Annotated in this window: 21 protein-coding genes and 1 other RNA gene; 8 read left to right on the top strand and 14 right to left on the bottom strand. The window is 58.2% G+C overall.

Going from position 1 to position 17700, the window contains the following annotated elements; all coding sequences use genetic code 11:
• Window positions 1-14: 14 nt before the first annotated feature.
• The 6 genes from priA to KDN35_RS00965 form a co-directional block, all read right to left on the bottom strand.
• Entirely contained in the window at window positions 15-2444 is a 2430-nt protein-coding gene (priA, locus tag KDN35_RS00990) for a primosomal protein N' (RefSeq protein WP_212131875.1), read from the bottom strand.
• On the bottom strand, window positions 2441-3676 hold the full coding sequence (gene coaBC, locus KDN35_RS00985; RefSeq protein ID WP_171564292.1) for a bifunctional phosphopantothenoylcysteine decarboxylase/phosphopantothenate--cysteine ligase CoaBC: 1236 nt from the start codon (window positions 3674-3676) through the stop codon (window positions 2441-2443). The genes priA and coaBC overlap by 4 nt, the downstream gene beginning before the upstream one ends.
• A gap of 148 nt (window positions 3677-3824) precedes the next feature.
• Window positions 3825-4031, bottom strand: a complete 207-nt coding sequence (gene rpoZ / locus KDN35_RS00980) for a DNA-directed RNA polymerase subunit omega (protein ID WP_171564293.1) — start codon at window positions 4029-4031, stop codon at window positions 3825-3827.
• Window positions 4032-4034: 3 nt separating this feature from the next.
• The gene (gmk, locus tag KDN35_RS00975) at window positions 4035-4649 is read right to left on the bottom strand and encodes a guanylate kinase (RefSeq protein WP_171564294.1); all 615 of its coding nucleotides are present in this window, start codon (window positions 4647-4649) and stop codon (window positions 4035-4037) included.
• A gap of 19 nt (window positions 4650-4668) precedes the next feature.
• Window positions 4669-4929 carry an extracellular matrix/biofilm regulator RemA gene (gene remA, locus KDN35_RS00970; RefSeq protein WP_015891999.1) on the bottom strand — a complete coding sequence of 87 codons (261 nt, stop codon included), beginning with the start codon at window positions 4927-4929 and terminating at the stop codon, window positions 4669-4671.
• A gap of 25 nt (window positions 4930-4954) precedes the next feature.
• Window positions 4955-5842 carry a YicC/YloC family endoribonuclease gene (locus KDN35_RS00965; protein ID WP_212131874.1) on the bottom strand — a complete coding sequence of 296 codons (888 nt, stop codon included), beginning with the start codon at window positions 5840-5842 and terminating at the stop codon, window positions 4955-4957.
• Between the two features lie 188 nt (window positions 5843-6030).
• Here KDN35_RS00965 and KDN35_RS00960 point away from each other — a divergent pair, with 188 nt between their 5' ends.
• From KDN35_RS00960 to KDN35_RS00950, 3 genes are read left to right on the top strand one after another with little or no spacing between them, the layout of a single operon-like run.
• Window positions 6031-7770 (top strand): Rqc2 family fibronectin-binding protein, encoded by a 1740-nt coding sequence (locus tag KDN35_RS00960; protein ID WP_212131873.1) that lies wholly within the window; start codon window positions 6031-6033, stop codon window positions 7768-7770.
• A gap of 34 nt (window positions 7771-7804) precedes the next feature.
• Window positions 7805-8149 (top strand): DUF2512 family protein, encoded by a 345-nt coding sequence (locus tag KDN35_RS00955; protein WP_171564297.1) that lies wholly within the window; start codon window positions 7805-7807, stop codon window positions 8147-8149.
• Between the two features lie 32 nt (window positions 8150-8181).
• On the top strand, window positions 8182-8595 hold the full coding sequence (locus KDN35_RS00950) for a hypothetical protein (protein WP_171564298.1): 414 nt from the start codon (window positions 8182-8184) through the stop codon (window positions 8593-8595).
• A gap of 111 nt (window positions 8596-8706) precedes the next feature.
• Here KDN35_RS00950 and ssrS read toward each other — a convergent pair.
• A non-coding RNA gene (ssrS, locus tag KDN35_RS00945) (6S RNA) lies at window positions 8707-8901 on the bottom strand.
• Between the two features lie 217 nt (window positions 8902-9118).
• Here ssrS and KDN35_RS00940 point away from each other — a divergent pair.
• The gene (locus KDN35_RS00940; protein WP_212131872.1) at window positions 9119-9526 is read left to right on the top strand and encodes a Gmad2 immunoglobulin-like domain-containing protein; all 408 of its coding nucleotides are present in this window, start codon (window positions 9119-9121) and stop codon (window positions 9524-9526) included.
• Between the two features lie 391 nt (window positions 9527-9917).
• On the opposite strand, the gene KDN35_RS00935 is transcribed toward KDN35_RS00940, so the two are convergent.
• The 5 genes from KDN35_RS00935 to KDN35_RS00915 all read right to left on the bottom strand — a co-directional run bounded on the left by KDN35_RS00935 (window position 9918) and on the right by KDN35_RS00915 (window position 13719).
• Window positions 9918-10688 (bottom strand): enoyl-CoA hydratase/isomerase family protein, encoded by a 771-nt coding sequence (locus KDN35_RS00935; protein ID WP_212131871.1) that lies wholly within the window; start codon window positions 10686-10688, stop codon window positions 9918-9920.
• An 18-nt stretch (window positions 10689-10706) separates the two neighbouring features.
• Window positions 10707-11873, bottom strand: coding sequence for a CaiB/BaiF CoA transferase family protein (locus KDN35_RS00930; RefSeq protein WP_212131870.1), 1167 nt, complete (start codon window positions 11871-11873; stop codon window positions 10707-10709).
• A gap of 123 nt (window positions 11874-11996) precedes the next feature.
• On the bottom strand, window positions 11997-12350 hold the full coding sequence (locus tag KDN35_RS00925; RefSeq protein WP_171564302.1) for a DUF4870 domain-containing protein: 354 nt from the start codon (window positions 12348-12350) through the stop codon (window positions 11997-11999).
• Window positions 12351-12455: 105 nt separating this feature from the next.
• Complete coding sequence (locus KDN35_RS00920) at window positions 12456-12665, bottom strand: hypothetical protein (protein WP_212131869.1); 210 nt, start codon at window positions 12663-12665, stop codon at window positions 12456-12458.
• A 109-nt stretch (window positions 12666-12774) separates the two neighbouring features.
• Window positions 12775-13719 carry a GntR family transcriptional regulator gene (locus tag KDN35_RS00915; protein ID WP_171564304.1) on the bottom strand — a complete coding sequence of 315 codons (945 nt, stop codon included), beginning with the start codon at window positions 13717-13719 and terminating at the stop codon, window positions 12775-12777.
• 139 nt (window positions 13720-13858) lie between these two features.
• Here KDN35_RS00915 and KDN35_RS00910 point away from each other — a divergent pair, with 139 nt between their 5' ends.
• Window positions 13859-14029, top strand: a complete 171-nt coding sequence (locus KDN35_RS00910; RefSeq protein ID WP_171564507.1) for a YjzC family protein — start codon at window positions 13859-13861, stop codon at window positions 14027-14029.
• A gap of 105 nt (window positions 14030-14134) precedes the next feature.
• Here the strand turns inward: KDN35_RS00910 and KDN35_RS00905 are convergent, their stop codons facing one another.
• Entirely contained in the window at window positions 14135-14368 is a 234-nt protein-coding gene (locus KDN35_RS00905; protein WP_171564305.1) for a hypothetical protein, read from the bottom strand.
• Between the two features lie 88 nt (window positions 14369-14456).
• Here KDN35_RS00905 and KDN35_RS00900 point away from each other — a divergent pair, with 88 nt between their 5' ends.
• Entirely contained in the window at window positions 14457-14993 is a 537-nt protein-coding gene (locus KDN35_RS00900; protein ID WP_171564306.1) for a DUF309 domain-containing protein, read from the top strand.
• A 15-nt stretch (window positions 14994-15008) separates the two neighbouring features.
• On the opposite strand, the gene KDN35_RS00895 is transcribed toward KDN35_RS00900, so the two are convergent.
• Entirely contained in the window at window positions 15009-15695 is a 687-nt protein-coding gene (locus KDN35_RS00895; protein ID WP_212131868.1) for a CPBP family intramembrane glutamic endopeptidase, read from the bottom strand.
• Between the two features lie 171 nt (window positions 15696-15866).
• On the opposite strand from KDN35_RS00895, the gene KDN35_RS00890 reads away from it, so the two are divergent.
• On the top strand, window positions 15867-17069 hold the full coding sequence (locus tag KDN35_RS00890; protein ID WP_171564308.1) for an MFS transporter: 1203 nt from the start codon (window positions 15867-15869) through the stop codon (window positions 17067-17069).
• Window positions 17070-17162: 93 nt separating this feature from the next.
• The gene (locus KDN35_RS00885; protein WP_212131867.1) at window positions 17163-17642 is read left to right on the top strand and encodes a CcdC family protein; all 480 of its coding nucleotides are present in this window, start codon (window positions 17163-17165) and stop codon (window positions 17640-17642) included.
• Window positions 17643-17700 lie beyond the last annotated feature (58 nt).

The raw sequence follows: 17700 nt of genomic DNA, 5'->3' as shown, positions 1-17700 counted from the left end.
GGTTGTTATCCTCCCTAAAGCAGTACGTGCGGATCGACGTCGATCGTCATCAGCACCTTCTGCTGTTTGTTCCCTTCTTCAAAAACGTCCACGGCCTGGGCCAACAGGTCAGACAGCCGAGGTTCATCCCGATATTTTAACATGATCTGGAACCGAAATCTATCCTTGATGCGCGGAATTGGCGACGCCACCGGCCCCAGCAGAATCGTCGTCTCCGCCAGCCGCGGCCGGAGAAAATCAGCCACGCTGTGAGCCGCCCGGATGACCACAGGCACCTCTTCATGCGAAAAGGTAATCAGCACCAGCCGGTAGTACGGCGGATAGCCGGTCCGTCTGCGCTGCATCATCTCCTCGCGGTAAAACGACGGGTAGTCGTGCCGGGTGGCATGAACGATGCTGTAGTGCTCCGGCGTGTAGGTCTGGATGATGACATCACCTTCCAGTTCGTGCCGACCGGCCCGTCCGCCCACCTGGGTCAGCAGTTGGAAGGTCTTTTCCGCCGCACGGAAATCGGGCAGATGCAGCGACGTGTCCGCTGCGATGACGCCGACCAGCGTCACGCGGGGAAAATCAAGCCCCTTGGCGATCATTTGCGTGCCCAGCAGCACGTCCCCCTGCCCGGTGCGAAACTTGTGCAGAAGCTCCTCGTGCGCCCCTTTGCGGGAGGTGGTGTCCACGTCCATGCGGATGACGCGGATGCCCGGGAACAGCCGGGCCAGCTCCGCCTCCACTTTTTGTGTGCCCGTCCCGAAAAAGCGGATGTGCTCGCTTTGGCACTCCGGGCAGCGGGCGGGCTGAACGATCGTGTAGCCGCAGTAGTGGCAGCGAGCGGTATGGTTGGTCTTGTGGTACGTCAGCGAAATGTCGCAGTGCACGCAGCGGAGCGTATAGCCGCAGGTGCGGCACATGACAAAGGTGGAAAAGCCGCGTCGGTTCAAAAACAGCACCATCTGCTCCTGTTTGGCCAATCTGTCGCCGATCATTTCGTACAGCAGACGGCTGAACATCGAACGGTTCATCGCGCGCAGTTCTTCCCGCATGTCGACGACGTGAACGCGCGGCAGCGGCCGGCTGCCGACCCGCTCCGGCATCTCCAGGAGCGTGTACCGGCCGCGCGCAGCCAACGCGTACGTCTCCAGGGAAGGTGTGGCACTGCCCATCACCACTACGGAGTTGTTTTCCCGCGCTCGCCACAGCGCCACCTCCCGCGCATGGTAGCGCGGCGTCTCCTCCTGTTTGTAGGAACTTTCGTGCTCTTCGTCGATCACGATCAATCCGACGTTTTGAAACGGGGCAAAGACGGCCGATCGCGCCCCCACCACTACCTTCACCTCTCGGCGGAGAATCTTGCGCCACTCGTCGTACCGCTCCCCTTGGGAAAGCGCGCTGTGCAGAACGGCCACGTCGGCGCCGAACCGCGCCTTGAACCGTTCCACCATCTGCGGCGTCAAGCTGATCTCGGGAACGAGAAAAATCGCCTCCCGCCCCGCGGCCAGCGTCCGTTCGATTGCTTCCAGGTATACTTCGGTCTTGCCGCTGCCGGTCACCCCGTGCAGCAAAAACGCCCCGTACTCGCCCGCAGCAATCTGATCGCCGATCGGCTTTAGTGCCGCCTCCTGCTGCGGAGTAAAGGACGGCTTTTCACCGCCGGCAAAGCGGCGCTGCGCATACGGGTCGCGGTAAACCTCCACCTGCTCGATCGCGACCCAGCCCCGCTGCTCCAGACTTTTCAACGGAGAGCGGGTAATGCCCAGCTCTTCTCGCAGCGTCTGCACGGAAAACGACTGCCCCTCGTGCGCGGCAAACAGCTCCAGCACCCGCCGCATCTGCTCCGCCCGCTTCGGCAGGGAATCAATCGCGGAAGTCAGTTCCGCTCCTTCCAGCAGGCAGCGGACAAACGACTGCTGTTTGCGGGTGATCCGGTCCCTCACCTGGTAGTCCGTCTCCAGCAGACCGCTTGCAATCCACCCGGGTACCAGCATCGCCTCGTCGGGAAAGCGCTTTTCCGCCTCGGCAAGCGGCAGCTGCCGTTTTCGGTACACGTCCCACAGCAGGGCGGACTGTCCGCAAGCCGTCTCATCTAAAAGATCGGTGGCCTTTAGCCACTTTTCCGATCGGCCCTTCAGCACGGCGGGAATCATCGCCTGCATCGCCGTCACCCACGGACACAAATACTGGCGGGACATCCACTCGCCCAGGCGGATCAATTCAGGGGTCAACGGCGGCGTATCGTCCAGCACCTGTTCCACATCCCGAAGCCGTCCGGTCCCTTCCTCCGGCTGGGCGGTGACGTCCACTACATACCCCTGCAGCTTCCGGGGGCCAAACGGCACGACAACGCGGCTGCCGACCTGCACCAGCGGTCTCAGCCAGGGCGGTATCCGGTAGTCAAACGGACGATTGGTCCGGTTGACCGGCACGTCCACCACGACGCGGGCAATCATAGCGCGTCAGACAGCGGCCGGTGCGCCATTTTGGCCAGGATCGCGTCGAACAGTTTGTCCGCCACGTCCCGCTTGCTCATCTTTTCCAGCGCTGCCTGCTCCCCTTCCCGCGTCAGCAGCGTGACGATGTTGGTGTCACTGCCCATACCCGCGCCTTCCATCAACACGTCATTGGCCACGATCATGTCCAGGTTTTTTCGCTCCAGCTTGGACTTCGCGTGGACCAGCACGTCCTGCGTCTCAGCTGCAAAGCCAACCACGTATTGGTCCGTCTTCCTCCGGCCCACTTCCTGCAGGATGTCCGGCGCCTTTTCCAGCTCCAGCACCAGCGGACCGTCTCCTTTTTTCATCTTATGCGCATGGACCGTCTTCGGCCGGTAGTCGGACACCGCCGCCGACTTGATCACGATGTCGGATTCCGGCAGATGCCGCATGACCGCGTCGTACATCTCCTGCACCGATTCCACCGGGACAAACTCGACACCAGCCGGCTTGGGCAGCGACGTCGGGCCGCTGATCAGCACCACGTCTGCCCCTCTGTCCCGCGCCGCTTCCGCGATGGCATATCCCATTTTGCCGGAGGCGTGGTTGGTGATGTAGCGGACCGGGTCGATTTTTTCCCGCGTCGGCCCGGCCGTCACCAACACGCGTTTGCCGGCGAGGTCGCGGTGAGTCTCCTGCTGTTCGGAAAAAAAGCGGATGACCGCTTCGACGATCTCTTCCGGTTCGGCCAGCCGCCCTTTGCCGATCCAGCCGCACGCCAGCAGGCCTTCACCCGGCTCGACGAATCGACAGCCGTACTCCGCCAGCCGCTGCATGTTGGCCGTCACCGCAGGATGGCCGTACATGTTGACGTTCATCGCCGGCGCCAGCATCACCGGCGCTTTGGTCGCAAGAACGGTCGTCGTCAGCATGTCGTCGGCGATGCCGTTGGCCAGTTTGCCGATGACGTTGGCCGTCGCGGGGGCGATCAGCACCAGATCGGCCCGATCGGCCAATTGGATGTGGCTGATCACCGCGGGGTCCGGCTCCTGGAACATGTCGGTGTACACCTGCTGGTGGGAAAGCGCCTGAAAGGTGAGCGGCTGCACAAACTGCATGGCGCTCGCTGTCAGGATGACGTGTACCTGCGCACCCGCCTGGGTCAGCTTGCTGGTCAGCGCCGCCGCCTTGTACGCGGCGATACCTCCCGATACGCCCAGCACGATTTGTTTTCCTTGCAGAGGAAGCATGTTTGGGTGTCCTCCCTTTTTAGTCAGTCTGCCCAACGGCAAGACCGGCGTGGTTGTGTCCATCACGACGAAAGACCGGTCCTTGCTGCGAAAAAAAACAACCTGCGTGAGGTTGTTTGAAAGCAATAACGCGGTGACAAAGCCGCTTTTATTTGCGGACGTCGGTGTATTCGTAAATGACCTGGTCGGCGATCAGCTCTTCCAGCGCCAGGCCGACGAACTTTTTGGACTGCGGTTTTTCCACCTGTACGGGGCTGTTTTCGCGAAGCTGGCGAGCCCGTTTGGACGCGATGGTGACCAGGGTGTATTTGCTTTCCACTTTTTCGGTCAGTTTGTCAATCGATGGATACAGCATGGATTATGTAACCTCCTCAAGCCATTTGCGATACTTGTGAATTTGGCGTTCCTTTTTCAAGTGCTCGGCGGTGATGATCGACTGGATGCGTTCGCAAGCGCATTCGATCATGTCGTTGACCACCACGTAGTCGTACTGATCCATCAGTTCGATCTCCTGACGAGCCATCTCCATGCGGTGACGGATTGTCTCTTCCGTCTCCGTTCCCCGTCCGACGATCCGGTTTTCCAGTTCGGCCAGATCAGGTGGCGCGAGAAACAGGAAAACCCCCTGAGGAAATTTTTTCTTCACCTGCAGGGCACCCTGCACCTCGATTTCCAGAATCACGTCGCGCCCTTGTTCCAGCATATCCACCACAAACTGGCGCGGTGTACCGTAGTAATTGCCAACGTATTCCGCCCATTCCAGGAGTTCATCCTGCTCGATCATCCGGCGGAACTCTTCCTTTGATTTGAAAAAGTAGTTAACCCCTTCCACTTCTCCAGCCCGCGGCGCCCGCGTGGTTGCGGAAACGGAATAGACCAGATCCGGCATGCGCTCGCGAAGCGCTTTGCAGACCGTTCCCTTGCCGACGCCAGACGGCCCCGAAAGAACCAAAAGGAGACCGCGATCGTCCATCGTATGTCTTCACTCCTGCCTATTCGTCCGATTCGTCATCTTTTGTCGTCAGTCGCTGCGCCACGGTTTCCGGCTGGACCGCAGACAGAATGACATGATCGCTGTCCGTGATGATGACCGCCCGCGTGCGCCTTCCGTACGTCGCGTCCACCAGCATGTTGCGATCGCGCGCTTCCTGGATGATCCGCTTGATCGGCGCTGATTCGGGACTGACGATGGATATGATGCGGTTGGCGTTGACGATGTTGCCAAACCCGATATTGATCAGTTTGATTGCCATGACGGCCCCGTCCATCCTTTCATCGCTACTCGATGTTCTGAACCTGCTCTCTCATTTTTTCCAGTTCCGTCTTGATCTCGACGGCCAATCGCTGGATGGGCAGATGATTGGCCTTGGAAGCAATCGTGTTTGCTTCCCGGTTCATCTCCTGCAGCAGAAAGTCCAGCTTGCGCCCGACCGCTTCTTCCCTGCCCAACAGTTCCGCAAACTGAGAGCAGTGGCTCGTCAGACGGGTCACCTCTTCACTGATGTCGGAACGCTCGGCCAAAAAGGCCGCTTCCTGTGCAAGGCGCTGCGCGTCCAGTTCAAACGGAGCAGTTTCGGCCCATTCGGCCATGCGCTGATGCAGACGGCTGCGGTATTCGTCGACGACCAGCGGCGCCATTTGTCCGATTTCCTCTGTCCAGACGGAAATCCGGGCAAGTCGCTGTTCCAGATCCGCCTGAAGCTTCAGCCCTTCCTTTCGCTTCATGGACAGCAGGTCTTCCGCCGCTTCCCGACACGCCGCAAGCAGCCACTCGGACGCCTGCTCGGCGTCTGCTTCCGCCGCGTCCCGGGTTTGCACCACACCGGGCAGGAGCAGCAAGTCTTTGGCGGTTAACGGTGTATGTAGCGAAAAGCGTTCGTTCATCTCCTGCGCCGCCGACACATAGTGCTCTGCAACGGCCCAGTCAATGGCAATTCCCTGCCCCGTCAGGCCGCCTGCGTCCACGGTGACGGCCACATCGACGCGGCCGCGCCGGACGAATTGGCCCACAAGCTTGCGCACCGGCTCCTCAAGCATGCCCCAGGTCTTGGGCAAGCGAACAAGGATTTCGCAGAAACGATGGTTCACCGCGCGAATCTCCACAGTGAGCTGCAGCGAACCGTACATCCCTATACTTCGGCCGTACCCGGTCATGCTTCGGACCATGGTTCTCACTTCCATAGACGTAAAATCGTTAATTTATTATAGGAGACAACTCTCTGCAGTGTCAACCAACGCCGCAGGGACAAGTCGATTCCGCCGTGGTGCGCTTTGTGATACACTGTCACTGACACTTTTTAGACAGACGAATCGTGGATACGTGCAGGATTGCTGCACACGTGAGGTGAGCACTTGTGGCATTTGACGGAATCGTGACCCGTGCGGTCGTGCGGGAATTGCAAAAACTGGCGGGCGGACGGATCGCCAAAATCCATCAGCCCCATCACAGCGATATTGTCATGCAGATTCGGGCACAGGGGGAGACGGTGAAGCTGCTGCTTTCCGCCAACCCCACCTATCCCCGGCTGCATGTGACGACTGAGGAGTTTACCAATCCGCAGGAAGCCCCGATGTTTTGCATGCTGCTGCGCAAGCACTGCGAAGGCGGCCTGATCGAGGCAATCGAACAGGTGGACATGGAGCGGATCGTGCACATTGATATCCGCACCCGCGACGAACTGGGCGACACGGCGCGGCGGCGGATTGTCATGGAAATCATGGGCAAGCACAGCAACATCATCCTGCTTGACCCATCCAGCAACACCATCCTGGACAGCGCCGTGCACGTGACCCCGGCGATCAGCCAATACCGGCAGGTTCTGCCCGGCCGTCCCTACGTCTCCCCGCCCAGCCAGGAGAAGCGGGACCCGCTAGCCGTGACAGAACAGGCGTTCATCACGGCGATCAACTGGAATGGCGGTCGCTTGGACCGGCAGTTGGTGGACGCTTTCACCGGGATCAGTCCCTTGTTGGCCAAAGAGATTGTCCACCGAGCGGGCCTGCCGACGCGGGAAGCGATGTGGCACGCCTTTGCATCCGTGATGGAAGCGGGCAGACAGCACCGGTATGCGCCGATGATCGCGGAAAGCCGGGAGAAAACACAGTTTCACGTGGTGGAACTGACCCATCTGACGGACGCCGCCACAACTTCCTTTTCCACTGCAAGCGAATGCCTGCAGGCGTATTACGCCGTCAAGGCACAGCGGGACACGGTCAAGCAAAAAGTGCACGACCTGATCCGCTTCGTCACCAGCGAACGGAACAAAAACGAGAAGAAAATCGAAAAGCTGGAGCAGACCTTGGCCGAAGCGAAAGACGCGGAGATTTTCCGGCTGTACGGTGAACTGATCACCGCCCACATGCACCAGCTCAAACGGGGCGATACCGTCCTGGAGGCGGTCAACTGGTACGACGAAGCGGGCAGCACCGTGACCATTCCGCTCGACCCGTTGAAGACGCCATCCGAAAATTTGCAGGCCTACTACAAGCGCTACAACAAGGCGAAAAACAGCCTGCAGATCGTGGAAGAACAAATCCGGCAGGCGCGCGAAGAGATCGTCTATCTGGACGGCCTGCTCGTCCAGTTGGAGCACGCCTCCCTGCAGGAAGCGGAAGAAATCCGTGAAGAACTGGCGGAACAAGGGTATGTGCGCAGCCGGCAGAAACGGACAAACAAAAAGAAAAAGGACGTCCGTCCCGAACTGGACGCCTACACGTCGAGCGACGGCACGGAGATTCTCGTGGGCAAGAACAACAAGCAAAACGACTACCTGACCAACAAGCTGGCCGCGCCTTACGACACGTGGCTGCACACCAAGGATATCCCCGGTTCCCACGTCGTCATCCGCTCCCGCCAGGTCTCGGAACAAACCCTGCGGGAAGCGGCCGTCCTCGCCGCGTATTACAGCAAGGCGCAACACGGCAACCAGGTGCCGGTCGACTACACGCTGGTCAAATACGTAAAAAAACCGAGCGGAGCCAAGCCCGGTTTCGTCATCTACGAACAGCAGCGGACGCTGTACGTCACTCCCGATGAAGCGCTGGTTCGCCGGCTGAAGGCGAACAACCGCGCGGCGCATAGCGAGACTAGGTAGGTTCATACTAAGAGCATGAAAGGAGGGTTCGTGCTTGAACATCCTGCTCAAGCTCTTGGTAAACGGCATCATCGCAGTGCCGGGGCTGCTGTGGTCGGGAACGTCGCTTTCGTTTGCGCTGGTTACCAGCGCAGTCGTCAGCCTGGTGGCCTACGGGCTGGGCGATGCCTTCATTCTGCCACGGACCAACAATACGTTTGCCAGCACGGCAGATTTCGGGATGGTATTTGCCCTGTTCTGGCTGGCCGCGTCTGTGTTTGCGCAGCCTTTTCGCCTGTCCGGCCTGTTTTTGACGGCCTTTGCCATTTCCATTGCCGAATACTTTTATCATGACTATTTGCAGCGGCATGGGGTCCATCACACCAAGCACCCCGGCTGACACCCTACCATTACATGCAAAGGAGGATCGGGATGGACGTCATCGGCATCATCCAGACAGATTTGAACGAGTTTAACGTTCTGTTTGTACCGGATCAAAACAGCGGCGAAAACAAGGAACAACAGGATCAGCGTAATCAGCGTGGCCAGGAGAGCCAATCCAGTCAGGACAACGATAACGACTCCCTGTTTCTCGATTTCCTGGGTGACCAGACTGCTGAACAGGATCAGCAGGGGCAATCCGGAAATCAGCAGAGCGGTCCGCAGGAAATGACCGTCCGGATCAAGGGCATTCCGGAGGGGCAAAAAGCAAACTTTTTGCAGATGTATCAGATTCTTCACGACGCCAAGCACACCCGTGATCTGGAACAGTCGCTGACCATCGTCAGCCGGGGAGACCAACAGCAGAATCAGAAGGAGACAGGCATCTCCGGCGTACGGCACTGAGTCCGATCGCCACAGGACCGGCAGATCGCGCAAAAAAACCTGGAACGATAACGTCCCAGGTTTTTTCGTGGTCGAATCTTCTATGTCCAGCTTGTCTTTTTATTTTTTAAAAAAACCCCCGCTCTGCCGTCCGGCCTCATGTTTCTGTAACCTGCTCTCACACAGGTGGGTGACCCGTCCGCGTTTCTGCCTTCCCATGCGTCCCAGGCCGGGAGGTGGGCCTGACATACGGCGCGAAGTTCTGTCTCCCTAGAAACACTCATAAGGTTAGAAACATTTATGGCCTCACGTACATCGCAGGATCTTTACACTTCTTACTCTACCACAGATGGCTTCCGTTCTCAATGGATATTCTCTCACCTGCAGCATATTTTCCGCTAGACTTGGTTGCGCTGTTCACACGTTCTTGCGGTTGTGTAGCCGGGACCAAAAGATTTCTTGACAAGCTCCGGCTTCAACCGGATAGGAACGGGACAAACAGGCCATGCTACAAAAAAATTTACCCGTTTGGAGGCAACCCGCAATGAAAAAGAACGTGTTTTGTGCGTGGGTGATCGTCTGCTGGCTGGTATGCGTCTCAGCGCTGCCCCCGGCTGCCGGTGCCGCCGGCATTCCGCCAGCGTCAAAGAGCCAACAGGGGTACGGCAACGAAGCGTTCCGCAATGTCACGGTCAGCAAGACCGACACCAGCCAATACGTCGTCAAGGGACAAGCCCGCGTCCTGGAAGGCAATGTCCGCTACGTGGTCACGGACGGGGCTACCACCCTGATCAACAGTTTCGTCTCCGCCAGCCGCGGCGGCCTGTCATGGGGCTCGTATGAACTCAACCTGAACCTGCCCGGCAGCAAGCAGCCGCTTACCTTGATATTGTTTGAAGAAATTGCGCACACGGGTGCCCGTCGGCACGAACTGAAAATTCCGCTTCCCTGACGAAAAAAACGCCGTGGCTTCGGCGTTTCAGTGTGTAGACAAAGTCTGTGGCGCAGGGGTGATCGGGCCCGCTCACTCTCTTGACGACCAGCAAAGAAGTAGATCACGTCCGCTCCAAAACGCGACGCGGGCAGGGGGCAAACATCTGGGTATTTCAATGAAGGGAGATTTGTGCCCCCTGTTTTTCCCCGCGTCTGCGCTTTTCCGCTGAGCAGGTCGTCAAAGGAGCTCGCCTGGCCCATCACTCCATGCCCGACTTTATCTCCACCTTCGGTTGATCAATATGCAGGCCTTCCGGCCTGACAATGATGGAAACGTTTCCATGCGGAATCTCATTGATAACAGAGTACATTTTGTCTTCAGTCTGAAACACCGTGGCATCGGCGTTATTTCACATGCGCTTCCGTTTGGCCTGTACCAGCGATTCAAAGGCGGGATGCATGATCAACTTGGGCTGCTGCTCTTTCTCCCAGGCCAGCGACTGCTCCAGATTCTTCTCCAGGCAAGCGGTCAAGCCCGCTTTGGTGACGGCCAGCGCATGACGCGGCAATCGGCGAAGGGCATTGATCAACTGCTGCGCCTCCTGTTCGATTTCAGCCGCATCCACGGCTTTGTAGATCAAGCCGATACGCTCCGCTTCGCTGCCGGAGATTTTTTCACCGAGCAGGGCCAAACGCTTGGCCTGAGCCATGCCAACCAGGCGCGGCAGCAGATAGGTGCCGCCGAAATCCGTGGTCAGGCCGATTTGGACAAACGGCTCTTGCAGCACCGCGTCCCGGGCTGCAATGACGAAGTCGGCGTGAAGCGCCAGATTGAGGCCCGCCCCTACTGCCGCCCCTTCGACCAGGGCGATTACCGGCTTGGGCATGTGATGCAGCTGCGTCAAAAACGCATTGATCACCGTCAGCGACTCGTCCGCCTGGGCGGGGTCACGCAGTGCTGCCAGTATGCTCAAGTCGGCCCCCGAGCAGAAGTTGCCACCGGCGCCGCGCAGAAGCACCACTTCGACAGCCGGTTCAGCGGCAGCCCGGGCGATCGCCTCCTGTAGCAGTGAAAACATCTCCAGCGTCATCGCATTCAGTACCCGCGGCCGATTGAGCGTAATTGTCCAGATGCCCTCCCGCAGGTCAGTTAGGATCGGCATGTCTTGTCCGTGTTCCATCAGTGTCTGCTCCTTTCTTTACAGCATACACTGCGGGATGACGCCTTCCTGTTCCAAGCGGGTCAATTCGTCATCCGTCAGGTTCAGCTTGGTTTTCAGCACGTCACGGGTGTCTTCCCCGCAGCGTGGAGGAGGCGTCATGCCGTCCAGCGGGCGGGATCGTTCCACGCGCACCTGCAGCGTCTCTCCATCGGTTCCGTACGGCAGGGTAAAGGCGACTTCCCGGCTGGCGACATACGCGCTGCCGCTCCAGGTGTCCATCTCTTCCACCGCGGTCAGGCAGCAGTCCACTTCACTCCCCAGTTCGCTCCACTCTGCCTGCGTCCGTGATAAAAACAGGGCTTTCATTTCCTCGTAAACGTCCGGGTGGTCAGCGATCAACGCGCCGTGCAGGGTCTCCCAGTCTTCCCGTCCAACCGCCCGGCAGAAGTTGTGCCAGAACTTCTCCTCCAGCGCCGCCAGCGTGACGTACTTGCCATCCGCGCTCTCGTACACCTGGTATGCCAGCATGCCCTTCAGAAATTGGCCCATCGCTTTCGCCTGCCCGTCATGGGCGAGCAGGGCATGCAGTCCCATCCAGGAGGAGAGCACGTCCACTGCAGCGACGTCGAGGTAAGCGCCCTGCCCGTGTCGACATTGCCGAACCAGTGCTGCACAAATTTGCTCGGCTGCGTACAGGCCCACAGCGTAATCGGCGATTGGTACTTCCGGGGGGACCGGCCTGCCTTCGCTGTCGCGAATCGCTGACAGCAGCCCGCTGATCGCCTGGTAGTTGAGGTCGTGGCCGCCCAACTGGTGCATGTCCCCCGTCTGGCCGTATCCGGTAACCGAGCAATACACCAGCGAAGGATGGACAGCAGACAGGCTGTCGTAGTCCAGACCGAGGTGGCGCATCACGCCCGGACGGAAGCTCTCCACCACCACGTCAGCACGGCTGGCCAGGTCGAACGCCAAGGCCCTGCCCGCTTCGGTATGCAAATTCAGCGCGACGCTCCGCTTGTTGCGATTGGAGCTTAAAAACAACGCACCCGTCTCTTTGACCCGCGGCCCCAGCGAGCGGCCGGGATCTCCCCCGGGATGGGCTTCCACCTTGATCACTTCTGCCCCCAGGTCGGCCAGCCTCATTGTGCAATACGGCCCGGGGAGATGGCGTGAAAAATCGACGACCGTGATCCCTGTCAACATGCGGTTGCCACCCCTTTCCACCCTTGTCCATGTTTTGGTATTTCGTGATGGGCGGGCCGCATTCCTTCATTGTCAGAAAAATGCCAACACAAATACAGCCGTTCAAATATCGAACGGCTGTTGTCAGGTGATAAAGCGCAGTGTGAGCGGATAGCGATAGGGTATGCCGTCATTGGCTCTGATCGCCGCCATGATGACGACCACCACCCAAAAGACGAACAGGGCGAACAAGAGCAGGACGCCAACAAACAGAAAAATCAGCAGCGTACTGATCGCCCCGTAGATCGTGACACTGATGCCAAAGTTGAGTGCCTCTTTCCCTTGGCTGTCGACAAACGCTCCCTCTTCCCGCTTGAGCAGCCAGACAATCAGCGGCCCCAGCACGTTCCCCAGCGGAATGACAAATCCGGCAAAGGCAGAGAGATGCGCAGCGACCGCCCACATCCGCTCCTGTTTGCCGGGCCGTTCCTGATTCATGCATAGCACCCCCTTGTTTGTTCCTTCACTTTCAAATGTACGGCAGACCTTCCGAAAACTTGCGGAGAGAAAAAAGCGCCTCTTAAGGAGGCGCTTTTTTCGTGTTTAGTAGGGGCTGTCAGGGCTGTCATACCAGTGACGCATGGACGAGGAACCGTACGAGTCGCATCCTTTTCCGTAGCGCTCTTTCCGATAGTGATAGCAATCGTACTTGTAGACCGGTTTGTAGTAGCATTTTTTCTTGTAGTACTTCTTCTTACAGCATTTTTTGTAGTGGCATTTGTGCCCGTGAGACTTATGGCATCCGCAGCTCATGAGCTCACCCCCTCAGAGTTGGTACAGTTACATGCTATGTCATAGGGGTGGCATTGGCATGGTACACTTGTCTAAACTGTACAGAAATAAACGGATAACCATGCGGGCATTACTGCGTGACAATCTTCCGCAGTTCGTTGATTCCGTGATGATCGGGGATTTCCTGAAACTCTTTTACCTTGGGCAAGGTTAACAGATGGGGCCGAGTCATGTAACCCGGTTTGGAGATGTAGACCACGTCGCAGTTGGCAATCAGCTCAAACACGTCAGGGTGGTTGGCCTCGATTGTCCGCAGGTCCAGATGCGTGATTCCGGCGTTGTACAAGTCGTCGATCATGCCTTCCGCTCCCCGGATGGTGGCGCAGATCAGGCCCACCTTGGTGTGGCGGGGGTACGCTTCCAGGGCGGGAATGACGATGGTCGGGTCGGGGATGAAATCCAGGCTGACCACCGGAGGCGCTTCCCGCGGGAGCGCCTGCTTTATTTTGAGGGTAACGCTGGGATGGGTGACAATTGCCTTGTACTGCTGCAAAAAGCCGGCGTCCTCTTCCAGCCGCTCCCAAAACTCGTCAAACGTGCGACCTTCCACCATCGCGCTCGGCAGGTGATACTGCACCAGCCGCAGATACTCGGCCAGCTCCAGTTCCGTAAAGCGGAGAAACAGCACGGGGGACTGATTGATCTCCTGCATGACAGCGGACAAGACGCGCGTAAACTCGTCCATCGAATATCCCATTGCCTTTACCTTGTGCAGCGTTTCCTTGGCCAATAGCGCCAGGTGGGCGGGGTTGCGGGTCAACAGGGGGTCGTTTACCACGCTGCTGACGATCGTTCCCCGTCCCTGCCGGGAGTCGACCAATCCCTCCTGCTGCAAGCGCAGGTAGACACTGCGCACCGTGTTGTAGTTCACCTTGAGATGGGCAGCCAATTGCCGTACAGTCGGAAGCTGTGATTGCGGCGGAAGTTCCCCGCTGCGGATGAAGGCGGCAATTTGCTGATACAGTTGTTCGTGGTACGAGATGTTGGAATCTTTTTGCAGAGACAGACGATGCACGATACAACCCCCCGGATCTGTGGTGCTCCTATCGTAAATCAATTCTGAATCTATCGTCAATAGCGGCACAAGGGTTGAGCCAGTCCCTTGGGGAGATACTAAACGGGACACAACATGAGAAGAAAGCGGGGTGACCCAGATGGGCGAGCGCAGCCGTTTTCGTGAAGGCGACAAGTCTCCGAAAAACGCGGTTTACATGGAAATCGGGGAAACCGGCGCCAGCGTGCAGAACCCGATGATCATCGAGCTGGGCAAAGGGGACAAGTTTCCCCCGACCCGCAACAAGAACCGCGTCTGGACGCAAAAGTAACCGCTATCCACGGACAAAGGGAACATGCGGCTCCGCAATGGGCGGAGCCAGTCATTCCCTTTTGCCCGGGCAAAAACCACCCCCGCGAGCAGGGGCGGTCGCGTGTTACTCGTCTTCGTCCTCGGCGTCCTCTTCATCGCCTTTCAGGTAGATGATCGTAACCCCCAGGCTTTCCAGGAGCTGCAGCACTTCCCGGTTCAGCTCCTCGTCCCGCAGCAGCCCCAGGCTCTCCACCAGTTCCAGCTCTTCCAGATCGCCCGATTCGGCATCCTCAATCAATTCGATTACTTCCGTCATATCTCTTTCCTGCAGAATGGAGAGAATTTCCTCTTTGGTCATCTTCTAACCTGCACCTCGTTTTCTGCTTGCGTTTTCCTTTATAATAGTACATGGTTGAATCGGAAAACAAAAGAGCGAGGAGCTTGTCATGTACCCGCACCCCTATCTGGAATACCTGGTCCAGTTCCACGCCGAACGGGACTACTTCGAATGTCACGAAATTTTGGAAGAGTACTGGAAAAGTGAGGCCGGACAGCGCAGCCCCGTCTGGGTCGGGCTGATTCAGATCGCCGTCGGTCTGTACCACCACCGCAGGGGGAATCAGGCCGGCGCCGTCAAAATGATGAACAGCGCCCTGCGCATCCTGGAGCAGCAGCAGGAAGCAATCGGCCGTCTCGGTCTGGAACCCGCCACCCTGCTTCACCTTCTCCACGACGTCGTCACTGAGATGGAGGCGGGCGCTCCGTACCGCAGCATCTCACTGCCGATTGCTGATCCAAACTTGCGCCTGCGCGTGCAGCAGATGTGTGCGGAACGGGGATTGCCATGTGATCGGCCAAGCGACATGGCCAACCGGTATCTGCTGCACAAGCACACCTTGCGCGACCGCAGCGCCGTCATCGCCGAGCGGGCCCGCCAGCTCTCGCTTCGGGACCGGCACAAACAAAACGGGCAATCGCGCTAAATCCCGCCGTCACATTCAGCCCATGTACACCCAGAAGACCAATCCGAGAATGATGCCCAAATCGGCCAGCATGTGGCTGAACCACGTGGCGTACACGGCGGGAAACACACCCTTGAGCCACCCCCAGAATACGCCGATGGCCAGCGCCATGAGTGTAATCCACACACCCCACCGCCAGCCGAACAGAACGGTGGCCACCAGCAGATGATACAGGCAAAAAAAGAAGCTGCTGAGCAGCACAGCAGCGAAGCGGGACATGGCAGCCAGCAGCCGCTCCAGGACGAACCCGCGCCAAAACAGCTCTTCCAACAGCGAATTGACGGCTGTCATGTACAGCGAAAACCACCAGAGCGCCTGCTGGGTGAGTCCCCATCGTTCCAGCACGGCGCGGATCTCTTCCGGCTGCACCCCGGAGGCGAAAAGCAGCCGGATCCCGGCGAGAATTCCCGTCAACATGAACGCTCCCGCAGCTAGCCCCCAGACCGCCCCCTGCTTGTCAAAGGGGAGCCACGCACGCCGCCAACTGTCGGGCAATCCCCCTTCCCACCATCCGTGCAGCAGGGGAATGCCGAGGCAGACCAGCAGGTGAAATGAGACGAACGTGACAGCCAGACTCTCCCTTTCCACCAATCCGTAATAAACAGCCAACGTTGCGATAAAGCCGTAGGCGATCAATAGCAATAGCGAGCGTTTCCGCTTCATAAAAATTCTCCTTGCTCCCCAATCCAATCTGATGCCCTTAGCTTCCCCCCAGTGCCGGAAAGCCATACCCAACTGAAACCAACAGAGTCATATACAAACCAGTGGGGCAGGTGGTATACTGTTTGAATCGGATTGATAAAATGATTTTGATTAAAACGGAGAGTGGCTGCCATGTTGTGGCGAAATCGTACGTTTCTCCTGTTAATGATCGGGGAAGTGATCACCGGATCGGGGCTGTGGATTTCCATAATCGCCAATCTGCAGTTCATGCAGCATCTGATCCCGTCTGACGCGCTCAAAGGGCTGATCCTGATGAGCGGCCTGGTGGTAAGCATCCTGCTGGCACCCAAGGCAGGCGTCGTCATCGACCGCTCCGACAAGCGTCGGATCATGCTGGTGTCCAGCCTGGTTCGCTGTCTGAGTCCCATCTGCATGTTTCCTGCCATCGCGCACGACTCGCTCGGGTGGATGGTCGTTTCCCTGATCATCATGCAGGCGTCCGCCGCCTTTTACTTCCCTACCCTGCAGGCATCGCTGCCCGCGATCCTGCCGTCGTCGGAACTGCTCAAGGCGAACAGCGTCTATCTGAACATTTCCACGCTGTCCCGCATCGGCGGAACCGCGATCGGCGGTGTCCTCGTCGCCTCGATGGATCTTCGGATGCTCTACGCGCTGTCCGTTGTTGCCTACATCATCGTGACGCTGTTGACCTTGCTGCTGCGAATTCCGCCAATCGCCTCCCACAAACAGCAGGAGAAGGTGGAGTTTCGTGAAGTGCTGACGATCACCAAAAAGGATCCGGTCCTGCTCGTCGGGCTGGTGAACATGGGGTTGATCACGCTGTTCCTCGGCGGCATCAACTTGCTGGTGCTTAACTTCAGCGAAATCCAGCAGGCGCCCGAAATGATGGGCTGGATCTACGGGGTGGAGGGGACCGGCATTCTGGTGGGCGGACTGCTGGCCAAGCGCTGGATCGGCGGACGCAACCTGATCGTCGTATCCGCTGCCCTCTTGTTTTCGTTTGCCCTGGCCCAATACGGAATGTCATTCGCGGAAAACCGAATCATGGTGCTGGCCTCGTTTGCACTGTTCGGCATGACCGTCGCCTTTTTCTTCCCGGTCACCACGACTGTGTTTCAGCGACGGCTGGAGGAACATCAGCAGGGGCGTTTCTTCTCTTTCCGCAACATGCTGGATCGCGGCGTTTTCCTGATCGCCCTGGGTACGACCGGCGTCTGCCTCGACCTTATGGGAATCTCCGGCTACATGCTGGTGATCGCCACCGCCACCCTGCTGACGGGCGTGGTCACGCTGTCCTACAGCATCAAAAACAAGCTGGACGTCCGAGAGACAGATAAACCGGCGGCGGCGTAGGGCTTCTTTAAGAAAAGACAGCGAATCGCTTTCCCCTTTTTCTGCAAAAAGGTGTACACTAGAGATATCATGGGCCAAGGAGGGACTACTTTCATGCAGATTTTATCGTCCACAGCCCTGGGCATGCTGCTGCCACTGCTTATGGCGACAGTGGTGATCGTCCTGCGCATGCGCGGGTCCAGAAAGCCGGTGTCCGTGCGGCGCATCATCCTGCCGCCCCTGTTCATGTCTACCGGTTTTGCGATGTTTCACTTTCCGGAAACGGCCACGCCGCTCATCTATGACGTGATCGCCTTTTTCACCGGGATGATCTTTTCCATCCCGTTGATCCTCACATCCCGCTTCGAAATCGTCGGCCAGGACGTCTATCTGAAACGGTCCCGAGCCTTTTTCGGCATCCTCGTCGTCCTGGTGATAATCCGCTTTGCCATGAAACTGTGGGTAAACGATTCGCTGACGATCATGCAAACAGCGGGACTGTTCTTCGTCCTCGCCTACGGCATGATCGTTCCGTGGCGACTGGCGATGCTGTACATGTACCGCCAATTGGTCAAAAAGACAGTGAGAACCTGACAACGATGAGCAGAACCTCTGACGCCGAGGTCACTGCTCTTTTTTTGCCCTCGTTTTC

This window comes from Brevibacillus sp. NL20B1, from assembly GCF_018195675.1.
Classification (GTDB): domain Bacteria; phylum Bacillota; class Bacilli; order Brevibacillales; family Brevibacillaceae; genus Brevibacillus; species Brevibacillus aydinogluensis.
This window is presented reverse-complemented; position numbering and strand designations above follow the sequence as displayed.

Coding starts and splice junctions, on each gene's coding strand:
- KDN35_RS00920 (WP_212131869.1), bottom strand. CDS start 12,665: ATGAGCTGCGGATGCCATAAGTCTCACGGGCACAAATGCCACTACAAA.
- KDN35_RS00885 (WP_212131867.1), top strand. CDS start 17,163: ATGCAGATTTTATCGTCCACAGCCCTGGGCATGCTGCTGCCACTGCTT.
- KDN35_RS00930 (WP_212131870.1), bottom strand. CDS start 11,873: ATGTTGACAGGGATCACGGTCGTCGATTTTTCACGCCATCTCCCCGGG.
- KDN35_RS00890 (WP_171564308.1), top strand. CDS start 15,867: ATGTTGTGGCGAAATCGTACGTTTCTCCTGTTAATGATCGGGGAAGTG.
- rpoZ (WP_171564293.1), bottom strand. CDS start 4,031: ATGCTGTATCCATCGATTGACAAACTGACCGAAAAAGTGGAAAGCAAA.
- KDN35_RS00900 (WP_171564306.1), top strand. CDS start 14,457: ATGTACCCGCACCCCTATCTGGAATACCTGGTCCAGTTCCACGCCGAA.
- KDN35_RS00905 (WP_171564305.1), bottom strand. CDS start 14,368: ATGACCAAAGAGGAAATTCTCTCCATTCTGCAGGAAAGAGATATGACG.
- remA (WP_015891999.1), bottom strand. CDS start 4,929: ATGGCAATCAAACTGATCAATATCGGGTTTGGCAACATCGTCAACGCC.
- KDN35_RS00910 (WP_171564507.1), top strand. CDS start 13,859: ATGGGCGAGCGCAGCCGTTTTCGTGAAGGCGACAAGTCTCCGAAAAAC.
- priA (WP_212131875.1), bottom strand. CDS start 2,444: ATGATTGCCCGCGTCGTGGTGGACGTGCCGGTCAACCGGACCAATCGT.
- coaBC (WP_171564292.1), bottom strand. CDS start 3,676: ATGCTTCCTCTGCAAGGAAAACAAATCGTGCTGGGCGTATCGGGAGGT.
- gmk (WP_171564294.1), bottom strand. CDS start 4,649: ATGGACGATCGCGGTCTCCTTTTGGTTCTTTCGGGGCCGTCTGGCGTC.
- KDN35_RS00925 (WP_171564302.1), bottom strand. CDS start 12,350: ATGAATCAGGAACGGCCCGGCAAACAGGAGCGGATGTGGGCGGTCGCT.
- KDN35_RS00950 (WP_171564298.1), top strand. CDS start 8,182: ATGGACGTCATCGGCATCATCCAGACAGATTTGAACGAGTTTAACGTT.
- KDN35_RS00895 (WP_212131868.1), bottom strand. CDS start 15,695: ATGAAGCGGAAACGCTCGCTATTGCTATTGATCGCCTACGGCTTTATC.
- KDN35_RS00940 (WP_212131872.1), top strand. CDS start 9,119: ATGAAAAAGAACGTGTTTTGTGCGTGGGTGATCGTCTGCTGGCTGGTA.
- KDN35_RS00965 (WP_212131874.1), bottom strand. CDS start 5,842: ATGGTCCGAAGCATGACCGGGTACGGCCGAAGTATAGGGATGTACGGT.
- KDN35_RS00935 (WP_212131871.1), bottom strand. CDS start 10,688: ATGGAACACGGACAAGACATGCCGATCCTAACTGACCTGCGGGAGGGC.